The sequence below is a fragment of the Pseudomonas sp. FSL R10-2964 genome, assembly GCF_009600035.1.
In the GTDB taxonomy this organism is placed as follows: domain Bacteria; phylum Pseudomonadota; class Gammaproteobacteria; order Pseudomonadales; family Pseudomonadaceae; genus Aquipseudomonas; species Aquipseudomonas bubulae.
This window is the reverse complement of sequence record NZ_WIWH01000047.1, coordinates 1-11,103: the sequence shown is the minus strand read 5'-3', so window position 1 is coordinate 11,103 and position 11,103 is coordinate 1. Positions and strand designations below refer to the sequence as shown.

General features: G+C 60.7%; 14 protein-coding genes. 3 read left to right on the top strand and 11 right to left on the bottom strand.

All coding sequences use genetic code 11. The features are described 5' to 3' along the window. Positions 1–68: 68 nt before the first annotated feature. Both ccmB and ccmA read right to left on the bottom strand, forming a co-directional pair. Complete coding sequence (ccmB, locus tag GHN92_RS21140) at positions 69–737, bottom strand: heme exporter protein CcmB (protein ID WP_016781529.1); 669 nt, start codon at positions 735–737, stop codon at positions 69–71. Then, positions 734–1,369 (bottom strand): cytochrome c biogenesis heme-transporting ATPase CcmA, encoded by a 636-nt coding sequence (ccmA, locus tag GHN92_RS21135; protein ID WP_178102667.1) that lies wholly within the window; start codon positions 1,367–1,369, stop codon positions 734–736. Before ccmA ends, ccmB begins: the two co-directional genes overlap by 4 nt. A 192-nt stretch (positions 1,370–1,561) precedes the next feature. On the opposite strand from ccmA, the gene GHN92_RS21130 reads away from it, so the two are divergent. Both GHN92_RS21130 and GHN92_RS21125 read left to right on the top strand, forming a co-directional pair. Then, a complete protein-coding gene (locus GHN92_RS21130) occupies positions 1,562–3,133 on the top strand; it encodes a flagellar hook-length control protein FliK (RefSeq protein WP_095002079.1) in 1,572 nt (523 codons plus the stop codon). Beyond that, the gene (locus tag GHN92_RS21125) at positions 3,130–3,447 is read left to right on the top strand and encodes an EscU/YscU/HrcU family type III secretion system export apparatus switch protein (RefSeq protein WP_133143731.1); all 318 of its coding nucleotides are present in this window, start codon (positions 3,130–3,132) and stop codon (positions 3,445–3,447) included. The genes GHN92_RS21130 and GHN92_RS21125 overlap by 4 nt, the downstream gene beginning before the upstream one ends. A gap of 24 nt (positions 3,448–3,471) precedes the next feature. Here the strand turns inward: GHN92_RS21125 and GHN92_RS21120 are convergent, their stop codons facing one another. Next, positions 3,472–4,761, bottom strand: coding sequence for an amidase (locus tag GHN92_RS21120; protein ID WP_153381044.1), 1,290 nt, complete (start codon positions 4,759–4,761; stop codon positions 3,472–3,474). Between the two features lie 29 nt (positions 4,762–4,790). Beyond that, positions 4,791–5,204 (bottom strand): VOC family protein, encoded by a 414-nt coding sequence (locus GHN92_RS21115; protein ID WP_095002082.1) that lies wholly within the window; start codon positions 5,202–5,204, stop codon positions 4,791–4,793. 108 nt (positions 5,205–5,312) lie between these two features. Here GHN92_RS21115 and GHN92_RS21110 point away from each other — a divergent pair, with 108 nt between their 5' ends. Further along, positions 5,313–6,188 (top strand): LysR substrate-binding domain-containing protein, encoded by an 876-nt coding sequence (locus tag GHN92_RS21110; protein WP_153381042.1) that lies wholly within the window; start codon positions 5,313–5,315, stop codon positions 6,186–6,188. A gap of 56 nt (positions 6,189–6,244) precedes the next feature. Here the strand turns inward: GHN92_RS21110 and GHN92_RS21105 are convergent, their stop codons facing one another. The 7 genes from GHN92_RS21105 to cheB all read right to left on the bottom strand — a co-directional run. Next, a complete protein-coding gene (locus GHN92_RS21105; protein WP_095002084.1) occupies positions 6,245–6,637 on the bottom strand; it encodes a DUF2802 domain-containing protein in 393 nt (130 codons plus the stop codon). Then, positions 6,638–7,117 carry a chemotaxis protein CheW gene (locus GHN92_RS21100; protein ID WP_016781537.1) on the bottom strand — a complete coding sequence of 160 codons (480 nt, stop codon included), beginning with the start codon at positions 7,115–7,117 and terminating at the stop codon, positions 6,638–6,640. Positions 7,118–7,198: 81 nt separating this feature from the next. Then, entirely contained in the window at positions 7,199–7,927 is a 729-nt protein-coding gene (locus GHN92_RS21095) for a CheW domain-containing protein (protein ID WP_095024383.1), read from the bottom strand. 84 nt (positions 7,928–8,011) lie between these two features. Then, positions 8,012–8,800 (bottom strand): ParA family protein, encoded by a 789-nt coding sequence (locus tag GHN92_RS21090; RefSeq protein ID WP_095002086.1) that lies wholly within the window; start codon positions 8,798–8,800, stop codon positions 8,012–8,014. Between the two features lie 39 nt (positions 8,801–8,839). After that, a complete protein-coding gene (gene motD, locus GHN92_RS21085; RefSeq protein ID WP_133143732.1) occupies positions 8,840–9,730 on the bottom strand; it encodes a flagellar motor protein MotD in 891 nt (296 codons plus the stop codon). Positions 9,731–9,732: 2 nt separating this feature from the next. Then, positions 9,733–10,473 carry a flagellar motor protein gene (locus GHN92_RS21080; RefSeq protein WP_095002088.1) on the bottom strand — a complete coding sequence of 247 codons (741 nt, stop codon included), beginning with the start codon at positions 10,471–10,473 and terminating at the stop codon, positions 9,733–9,735. After that, positions 10,473–11,103 (bottom strand): chemotaxis-specific protein-glutamate methyltransferase CheB (gene cheB, locus GHN92_RS21075; RefSeq protein ID WP_153381039.1); only part of this gene is annotated, 631 nt, incomplete at its 5' end. The genes cheB and GHN92_RS21080, both read right to left, overlap by 1 nt.

Genomic DNA, 11,103 nt, shown 5'->3' with positions numbered 1-11,103 from the left:
TGCCGGTCACGACAGGTGTGCTGTCATGCCAGCCAGGGTCTTTACTGGCCCACGCAGGCCAGACCTCATTATTCGCCGACGCTGATTTTCAGGCCGGCAGCTATTGCAAAAGGTGTCAGGGTTACAGCCAGGGCGGTCAGGCTACCAAGCCACAGCAAATAACCGGTTGCAGGCATGCCTTGCAATGCCGCCTGCAGGGCGCCACTACCAAGGATCAATACCGGGATATATAAAGGCAAAATCAGCAGCGCCAGCAGCAAGCCGCCGCGCTTGAGGCCCACGGTCAGGGCAGCGCCCACGGCACCAAGCAGGCTCAACACTGGCGTCCCCAGCAGCAACGACATCAGCAACACCGGCAGGCACGCCACCGGCAGCCCGAGCATCAGGGCCAGCAGGGGTGACAGGATCACCAGCGCCAGACCGGAAAACGCCCAGTGTGCCAGCACCTTGGCCAGTACCAGTAGAGGCAGGGGGTGCGACGAAAGGACCCACTGCTCAAGCGATCCGTCCTCGAAATCACTGCGGAAAAGCCCGTCCAGCGAGAGCAAAACCGCTAAAAGGGCCGCGACCCACAGCAGTCCTGGAGACAAGGTTTGCAACAATTTCGTCTCCGGGCCAACGGCCAGCGGAAACATTGCGATGACAATCGCGAAGAACACCAACGGGTTGGCCAATTCGGCCGGGCGACGGAACAGCAAACGCGCTTCGCGCGCCACCAATACGGCAAACACACTCATACAGCCCACTGCCCCAGGTCGATATTGCGGTAACCGGCCGGCATCCGGGTCAAGGTATGGTGCGTGGTGAGCACCACCATGCCGCCGCTTTCGCAGTGGCGGGCCAGGTGTTCTTCGAGTTGCGCCACGCCCTGTTTATCGAGCGCGGTAAACGGCTCGTCGAGAATCCACAACGGCGGGCTGTCCAGATACAGGCGGGCCAGCGCCACACGGCGCTGCTGCCCTGCCGACAAGGTGTGGCACGGCACATCCTCAAAGCCCTGCAAGCCGACCTCGTGCAACGCAGCCCAGATGGCATCACGGGTTGCCGGGCGATGCAAGGCGCACAGCCAACTGAGGTTTTCTTCGGCCGTGAGCAAATCCTTGATCCCCGCCGCATGGCCGATCCACAGCAAGTTGCTGGTCAATTCATGACGTTGGGCGCTCAGGGCCATACCGTTAAGCCGTACTTCGCCAGCCGTTGGCTGCATCAGGCCCGCCAACAAGCGCAGCAGGCTGGTTTTGCCGCTGCCGTTGGGGCCGCTGATTTGCAGCATGTCGCCGCTGCTCAGACGCAATTCGAGGTGTTCGAACAGCATCCGCCAGTCACGCTCACAAGCGAGCGCTACGGCTTCTAAAAGAGGGCTGGTCACGTAATTGAGGCCTTCACGGTTCAAGTCGGCGCAGGCATGGCCGTTAAAATGATGCAGGATAAATGCATTTGCGGCCTGATTCAGAGAGCTGGATCAAACAATTGTTATGTTTTTTAGGCGCTCTGAACGACGGGGCAGCATTATACATGCCATGTCCTACGCTAAAGAGGGCAATTTCGACAGGTTGTTACGATGAAAGGCGACATGAATATTCCACCCATCCCACAATCCGCCCCCAGCAGTGTGCGTCAGGGGCTTGTGGGCGGTGAAGTGCTCAAGTTGCTGCAGCCCGCAGAGGGCCTGATAAAGCCCGGCCAAAGTGCCCAGGCCGAGGTGCTGTCACTCAAGCAAAACGATCTGAGCTTCCAGCTTTTGCTCAAGTTGACCCTGGCCAGTGGCCGCGAAACCAACGTGCAGGCCAGCAGCAATTTTCCCTTGCCGCTGGGCACCCAACTGGCCGTGACCCAGCCTTCTGCGGGAAACCTTGCGATCAGCCTGCAACAGGCCCTGAGCAGCAGCGTCGCCACTCTCACCCGCCTCGATACCCGACAGTTGCCAGTGGGCACGCTGCTGCAAGGCAAGGTACTGACCACTCAGGCCCTGGCGCAGCCCGCAGGGCAACCGACGGTTTATCGGTCACTGGTGACCTTGCTCAACAGCGCACTGAGCGGCACGACCCTGACCCTGGACAGCCCGCTGCCCTTGCGTATCGGCAGCTTGCTTAGCGCCCGTGTGGACGGCCCGCAGAGCCTCGAGTTTGTGCCGCTGAGCGGGCGCCAGGAACAACTGGCTGTGGCGCAACAACTGGCAACACAACAGAGCCGGCAAGGCTCGTTGGAGGGCCTTTTCAACGCCCTGCAAAAACTGCCGGCCACAGCCGACATGCCTGCTGAGCTGCGTGCATCCATCGACAAACTATTAGCCGGTTTGCCTACGCCCTACCAACTGAGCAACGCCAAAGGCCTGGGTGATGCCCTGCTCAACAGCGGGGCATTTCTGGAGGCCCGACTGCTGACCGGGCAAACCCCGGCACAGGCCCCTGACATGAAAGCTACCTTGCTGCGCCTTATTGCGCAGATCCTGCCCGGTCTGCCGTCAAGCACCAGTTTCAACCCCGGCATGGCTGCCAGCACCCAGGCCCAGGCCTTGCCGACTTTTGTGCGTAATGCCCTGGGCATGCTCGGCCAGGTCAGCGCCAAACCACAGCCCGGCGGCTTCCCCTTGCCCCAGCGCTTGCTGCAGAACGGTGAAGGTGAAGACAGCCTGGAGAACTTGCTGAAACTGGCAGCAGCAGCTGTCTCGCGGCTGCAAAGCCATCAGCTGTCCAGCCTTGAACAGAGTGGGCGCACGGCCGAGGGTGGTGTACTGACCACCTGGCAACTGGAAATCCCCATGCGCAATGCTCACGACATCGTACCTTTGCAGGTCAAGTTCCAGCGTGAAGACCCGCCGGAAAAACAAGCGCAAGACAAAACCGAATCCCGGGAGATCAAGGATCAACTATGGCGCGTGGAGCTGGCCTTCGACCTCGCCCCCCTGGGCCCGCTGCATGTGCAGGCGCAGCTGTTGCGGGGCAACCTGTCGGGCCAGCTCTGGGCCGAACAGGCATACACCGCCCGCCTGATCGAAAGTCAGCTGGGCAACTTGCGTCAGCGTCTGAGTGATGCCGGGTTGAGCGTGACCGATCTGGATTGCCATCAAGGCATCCCGCCGCAAAGTGGCCATACCCGTCTGGAACAACGCTGGGTCGATGAAACCGCATGAATACACCTGCAGAACCGCGCCAGGCGATTGCCCTCAAATACGACGGCAAACAGGCCCCTACCCTCACCGCCAAGGGCGATGACGAACTGGCCGAAGCCATCCTGGCGTTGGCCCGTGAACACGAAGTGCCTATTTATGAAAATGCCGAGCTGGTCAAATTACTGGCGCGCATGGAATTGGGTGACAGCATCCCGCAAGAGCTGTACCGCACACTGGCAGAGATCATTGCCTTTGCCTGGCAGCTTAAAGGTAAATTCCCAGAGGGTTTTGCCCCCCAGACCGAGCCGGAGGAACGCGACATCCCTCCCCGTTGAACGCTCTATCGCCTTCGGCAGCTGCTACAGACCGGGCGTTGAGCGCAGGGCGCTATCCACCTGCTGCGCCGCTTCGAGCAGCCTACTGTCCTGGCGAAACCCGCCAATCAGTTGCAGCCCCACTGGCAGCTCCCCCGACGCCCGGGGCATCGGAATATTGAGCTGGGGCAGGCCGAATGCCATCCAGAACTTGCAGAAGTCTGATGGCCCGGTGCTCTGCAACCCCAGTGGCGCAACCATGCCGCAGGTGGCACCCAGCATCGCGTCAAAGGCTTCGAAATGCTCCTTCAACACCGGCGCCAACGCCGCCAGCCGAGCCTTCGCTGCCGTTTCCTGCTGCCAACTGGTGGCCCGCGCCCTATCAATCATGGCCAGCACTTGCGGGCTCAGTTGCTCGGGGTTCGATTGCCACTCCTTGCTCAGTGAACGGGCACCCTCGCAGTCATTGATCAACTGATGATCATCGAAAACACTGGCAAACTCGTCCTCCAGTATCACCTCGGTGACGCTGTGGCCTGCGGTTTTCAATTGTTCCATAGCTGCCAGCAAGGCCTTAGCCACCGGAGGATCGATCTGATCCCAACGCGACGTACGACAAAACCCGAATGATCGGGCGCCATTCTCCCCGTTCGTTTGCGGCAAGCCGGGCACCAGTACCCGGGCGAGCAGCGCCAGGTCACGAACCGAACGGCCATACCAGCCCAGGGTGTCGAAGCTCGGCGCCAGGGGCTTGACCCCTTCCAGGGAAACCAGCCCATGGGACGGCTTGAAGGCATATAACCCGCAATAGGATGCAGGCTTAAGCAGCGAGCCCGCCGTTTGCGTGCCCAGGGCAAGGGGGAAAAAACCCGCGGCCATGCCCGCAGCAGAGCCGGCACTGGAGCTGCCCGGCGTCCTCTGCAGGTCATGGGGATTACGCGTCGGCCCCGTGTGCATATAGGCAAATTCAGTGGTATGGGTTTTACCCATGATCACCGCCCCGGCCTGACGCAGCAGCGCAACCACATGGGCATCCCGCGAGGGCCGGTTGTGGGCGTAGATCGGCGAGTAAAATGCAGTCGGATGGTCGCCGGTATCAATGATGTCCTTGACCCCCACCGGCACACCGGCCAATAAACCATTGATCTGCGGGCTGCCCAGGCACAGCGCCTGTTTACGTACGCACTGCGCATCGAACGCGGCAAACGCCTGGATTGCAGGTTCGCGGGCATTGCTTTGCGCCAGAAAATGCTCAGCCACCTGCTCGGGGCCAAGCAGCGCCTTGCGTACGTGTTCGGCGATCGCGCAGGCATCTGCAGTGTCAAGAAAGCTCATGTGATGTTTAACCTCGGATTATGGCTGTGTTACACGGCATATACCGCTGCCCAATCGGCAAAACCCTTGATCTCAATGGGATTGCCCGAGGGGTCGAGGAAAAACATCGTCGCCTGCTCCCCCGCTGTCCCGGCAAAGCGCAGGGTCGGCTCCAGTACAAACTGCACGTCACGGCTCAGCAGGCGTTCTTTGAGAGCGTGCCAGTCGGGCATGGCCAGTACCACGCCAAAATGTGGCATGGGCACCCGGTGCTCGCCGACTTTCCCGGTATTGCTAACGGAAAACGGCTCGCCCAGATGCAACGACAACTGATGGCCGAAAAAGTCGATATCTACCCAGCTCTCCGTGCTGCGCCCCTCAGCACAGCCCAGCACGTCGCAATAAAAGCGCCGCGCCGAGACCAGGTCGTGAACGTGATAGGCGAAATGAAAAAGCGATTGCACAGTGACCTCCTGAAACCGGAACAGGCCAGATGGCCCTTGCGCCAATGATGCATTGCCGTCTTCAATAGAACTAACCTGTTATTTTATCCGTGAAAGAAAGAAATTCTTATGGATACGCGCTACCTCAAAAGCCTGATCGCCGTGGTGGATTGCGGCTCGATTGCCAGGGCAGCACGCCTGGAAAACCTCACTGCCGCCGCCGTCAGCCAGCGCATTATGGCCCTTGAGCGCCAGCTCGGGCTGGAGCTTCTGGTGCGCATCGGGCATGAGGCCAAACCCAGCCTGGCCTGCCTGGATTTACTGCCCCGGGCACGTGCCATCGTCAATGAAGTGGCGCTGCTGGCAGGTGATGCCGATAGCCAGGGCCTGACCGCCCCCTTGCGCATCGGCGCCATTTCAACCGTGCTCACGGGGCTTCTGCCACAGGCCTTGCGCGCCTTGACCCGCTCAACCCCGCAACTGAAACCGGTCATAGTGCCCGGCACATCGCGCGCGCTGTATCAGGCGCTGGAGGCCAATGAGCTGGATGCCGCGATAGTGGTCGCACCGCCCTTTGCACTGAGCAAAACCTTCGAGGTGGTAGTGCTGCGCAAGGAGCCTTTGCTGTTTATTTCCAATGAACCCTCCACGCAAGGCATCGACGCCCGCCTGCAACACTGCCCGTACATTCAGTATGACCCCGATGCCTGGGGCGGCCGCCATGCCCTGCAGTATTTGCAGGATCACAGCCTGTCACCCGCTGCCCTGCTCGATCTGGATGCACTGGAAACCATCGCCCTGCTCACGGCACAGGGCCTTGGGGTGAGTCTGGTGCCATGCTGGTCGGGAATTGAGCGCTGGACCGGCAGTTGTGTGCTTGAGCCGGTCGGGGATAAGCGCTATGACCGAGAAATTGTGCTGCTCAGCCTTGCCCAAGGGCCAAGGTTGCGGATGGTAGACGTATTGCAGCGGGCGCTGCTGGAGACTGCAGGCAGTCATCTGTAGCCGCTGAGGAGCGCAGGCTCGCTGCGCTCCTCAGCGGCTACGGTCAGTCACCCAACTCAACCCTTGTACATTTTGCTCATCAGTTCGGCTTCAGCCTGGGTCAGGCCGCATGCCTGGGTCAGCTCATCGACACTGGCACCCATGCTCACCAGCCGCGCCGCCTGGTTGAACGACAGGCTGGTAGGGTCACGCTGCTCAAGCTGAGTCAGCTTCTCGGGCAGCGGCGCAACCACGGCGCGCAATTCGTGCAGGGCTTCGCCCATCTGCACATTGCCGTTCTGGTAGGTATCCAGGCGCCGCGCCAGTTCCCGAAGGCGCCGGTCTCGCTGTTCATCGGCCGCAGCCTGTTGCGCCACAAGCACCCGCTGACGGCGCACGTGGCTGACAAACAGCCACAGGGTCACGGCCCATAACAGGCCCAGGACGATTACCGCCGCCTCAAGGATCAATCAGATGTTCTCCAGATCCGACCATTCTTCCTCGGTCATCATTTTGTCCAGTTCAACCAGAATCAGCAGTTCGCCGTTCTTGTTGCACACACCCTGGATAAACTTGGCCGATTCGTCATTGCCCACGTTAGGCGCCGTTTCGATTTCGGACTGACGCAGATACACCACCTCTGCCACGCTATCGACCAGAATCCCAACCACTTGCTTGTCGGCTTCGATGATGACGATGCGCGAGTTATCGGTGATTTCGGCGTTGTACAGACCAAAACGCTGACGCGTGTCTATGACCGTTACTACGTTGCCGCGCAGGTTGATAATACCCAACACGTAGGAAGGCGCACCCGGTACCGGGGCGATTTCGGTGTAACGCAGCACTTCCTGCACTTGCATCACATTGATGCCATAGGTTTCGTTGTCCAGCTTGAAGGTAACCCATTGCAGGATCGGATCTTCAGAACCCTGTGCCGCTGACTGTTTCATACCCCAAACCCCTGACTGAAATACTGCTCGATTCTGATAACTGGCGATCCGCCCTCGCAGGTGAATCGACCACGATTATTGTTATGACTTGCCCTTGGCGATCAATGCCGCCAGTTGCTCCACATCCAGCAATGCGCACATGTGTTCAATCACCGTGCCCGCCAGCCACGGCCGTTGCCCGCGCTGTGAACGCCATTTGATTTCGTTGGGGTGCAGGCGCAACGAACGGCTGACCTGATGCACCGCCAGCCCCCATTCGTAGCCCTGTACGGAAATCACGTATTGCAGCCCTTCGCGCAAATCATCGCGATAGCGTTCAGGCATCACCCAGCGCGCGGTATCGAGCACGTTGAGCTTGCCGCTCTGGCTGGGCAGGATCCCCAGAAACCAGTCTGGCTGGCCAAACAGCGGAGTGAGTTCACGCCCGGCCAGTGAGTAGATCGAGCCCAGGCACACCAATGGCACCGCCAGGGTCAACCCCGCCACGTCGAACAGCAGGCACTCGAAAGGTTCGGCAGCCCAGGCCGGGCGACCATCATCGGGAACCGGCAAATGCGCCCCGGGGGCACTGGGCCGATGGACTTCAACCAGCGGATGGGCCAGCGCCTCGGCAGGCACACCGACCTCAGACAGCTCCACCGGCATCGCCAACGGCGCTTCAATGGGTTGCGCGGCGGCAGGTTCCGCCTCCGGCTGCGCGGGTGCGGGTTCAGCCGCTTCCAGTGCCTGGGTTGCATCAAACAGCAAGTCGTCGAGGTACGACTGCAAGGCCACTTGCGAGCGGTTGGAAAGTGCTACTGGCTGCGTCATAAAGTGCCCCACTCATCAGCCTCGCGACAGAGACCTGTAGTCGTTATCGGCCAGACCCGACCGATACTTGAATGCCCGCCCACTTCACGCCACCTGCGGTGCAAGCTGGCGGGTGAGGACGTGCTTGAGCAACGCACGGTAGGCGATCACTCCACGGGTTTTCTCATCGAACTGCGAAGGCGTCTGCCCGGCACGGCTGGCATCGCGCAAACGAGTATCGACCGGGATAAAACCCTGCCACAGGGTCTCGGGGTACACATCGCGCAATACTCGCAAGGTACTCATCGACGCCTGGGTACGACGGTCGAACAACGTCGGCACGATACAGAACGGCAGCTCCTGGGGGCGCGAGCGGTTGATCATGCGCAGGGTATGCACCATGCGCTCCAGGCCCTTGAGCGCCAGATGCTCGGTTTGCACCGGGATGATCAACTGCTGGCTGGCCGCCAGCGCGTTGACCATCAACACACCCAGAATCGGCGGGCTGTCGATGATCGCGTAGTCATAGTCCTGCCACAGTTGCGCCAGGCTGCGGGCAATCACAAGGCCCAGGCCGCTTTGCCCCGGAGCCTGACGCTCGAGGGTCGCCAGGGCCGTGGTGGCCGGCAGCAAGGAAATTTTCTCGTGGCTGGTGGGCAACAGCAATTGCGCGGCCAGGCCCTCAGGCACCTGGCCCTGATGCAGAAACAGGTCGTAGACACTGTGTTCCAGACCATCGGGGTCATAACCGAAGTAGCTGGTCATGGAGCCGTGCGGGTCAAGATCGACCACCACCACGCGCTTGCCCGCCTCTGCCAGCAAACCGGCCAGGGCGATGGATGTGGTGGTCTTGCCGACCCCACCTTTTTGATTGGCTACTGCCCAGACTCTCATTCAGTTGTTCCTCCCGGCTGCATGCGTGCCGGCCGAGATTTATAGGGTTGGCGACGGGGAATTGACGGCATTCCCGCGAACCAGTGGCTGTGTCTGTGGCGGTGCAGTTTGTGTGCCAGCCCGCTTCAAGGCGGCATCCGGTGTTGCATGGGCGGTGCCCGTGCCAGTCAGGCTGCGGCGTACCTCAAGGTTGCGCGACACCACCAGCACTACCCGGCGATTGAGCGCGCGCCCCTCTGGCGTAGCGTTGTTGGCCACCGGCTGAAACTCGCCGTAGCCCACCGAGGCCATGCGCCCGGGGCTGACCCCCTGCATGGCGAGCATGCGCACGATGCTTGCCGAGCGCGCCGATGACAGTTCCCAGTTGGTCGGGTACTGCGCGGTCCGGATCGGCAGGTCGTCAGTAAACCCTTCGACATGTATCGGGTTTTCAAAGGGTTTGAGTACTACGGCCACTTTGTCGATGATCTCGAAAGCTGCATTGCTGGGCATCGCATCACCGCTGCCGAACAGCAGGCTGGAGTTGAGTTCGATCTCGACCCACAGCTCATTGCCGCGCACCGTCAATTGTTTGGACGCGATCAAATCACCAAAGGCATGGGTGATGTCATTGGCAATGGTCTTGAGCGGGTCATCGGGGCGCTGCCCCAAACCGGCGTCAGTATTTTCGCTGTCTTTTATCAAGGGTTCGGCAGGCTGGGTGGTCAGCGGACGCTCTTCACCGATGGGCACCGGCTTGATGCTGCGCTCGGTGTCATTGAACACACCGACCAGCGCCTGGGAAATCACTCGGTACTTGCCCTCATTGATTGAAGAAATCGAGTACATGACGACGAAAAAGGCAAACAGCAAGGTGATGAAGTCCGCGTAGGACACAAGCCAGCGTTCGTGATTGACGTGTTCATCCGCGTGGCGACGGCGCCGGCTCATAGTTAACCTGTAAAGCCTTGAAGTTTGAGTTCAATGGAGCGCGGGTTCTCGCCCTCGGCAATCGACAGGATGCCTTCGAGCAACATCTCACGGTACAGCGACTGGCGCATGGCAATGGCCTTGAGCTTGCTGGCAATGGGCAGCAACACCAGGTTGGCGCTGGCCACCCCGTAAATGGTCGCGACAAACGCCACCGCAATGCCACTGCCCAGTTGCCCTGGATCGGCCAGGTTGCCCATAACGTGGATCAAGCCCATGACCGCGCCAATAATGCCGATGGTCGGGGCGTAACCGCCCATGCTCTCAAACACCTTGGCGGCCTCGATATCGCGGCTTTCCTGGGTCATGTAGTCGACTTCCAGCACGCTGCGAATGGTTTCCGGCTCTACTCCGTCGACCAGCAATTGCAGGCCCTTGCGCGAATAGCTGTCGGGCTCGGTATCGGCCATGCCTTCCAGGCCGAGCAAGCCTTCCTTGCGGGCCGTAAGGCTCCAGTTGACGACACGGTCGATACCGCCCGTCATGTCGATACGTGGCGGAAACAGAATCCACACCACGGTCTGCATTGCCCGTTTGAACGCACTCATGGGCGACTGCAGCAATGCCGCGCCCACAGTGCCGCCCAGCACGATCAACGCCGCCGGGCCATTGGCCAGAGCGCCCAGATGGCCACCCTCCAGGTAGTTGCCGCCGATAATCGCGACAAACGCCATGATGATGCCAATCAGGCTGAGCACGTCCATCAGTGGCAAGCCTCGGCCAGGTGCCGGCCAATGTCATCGAGGCTGTACACCGCATCGGCCAGGCCGGCTTTGATGATGGCCATGGGCATGCCGTAAATCACGCAACTGGCTTCGTCCTGGGCCCATACCTGGCTGCCGCCCTGTTTGAGCATGCGCGCGCCTTCGCGGCCGTCCGCGCCCATGCCGGTCAATACCACCGCCAAAACTTTGTCACCAAAGGATTTGGCCGCCGAGCCGAAGGTGATATCCACGCACGGTTTGTAGTTGAGGCGCTCATCGCCCGGCAGGATGCGTACGGCTCCACGGCCGTCGATCATCATTTGCTTGCCGCCAGGTGCCAGCAAGGCCAGACCGGGGCGCAGGATATCGCCGTCCTCGGCTTCCTTGACACTGATGCGGCAAAGCTTGTCCAGCCGCTCGGCAAACGCTTTGGTGAACGCGGCCGGCATATGCTGCACAAGCACGATCGGCGCCGGGAAATTGCCCGGTAACTGCGTCAGTACCCGTTGCAAGGCCACCGGCCCACCGGTTGAAGTACCGATAGCCACCAGCTTGTAAGCCTTACGCTTGGGTGCGGCAGCCGCCGGGGTTGGCACAGGGCCGCCACGGCTGGCAATGGGTGTGGTGCGC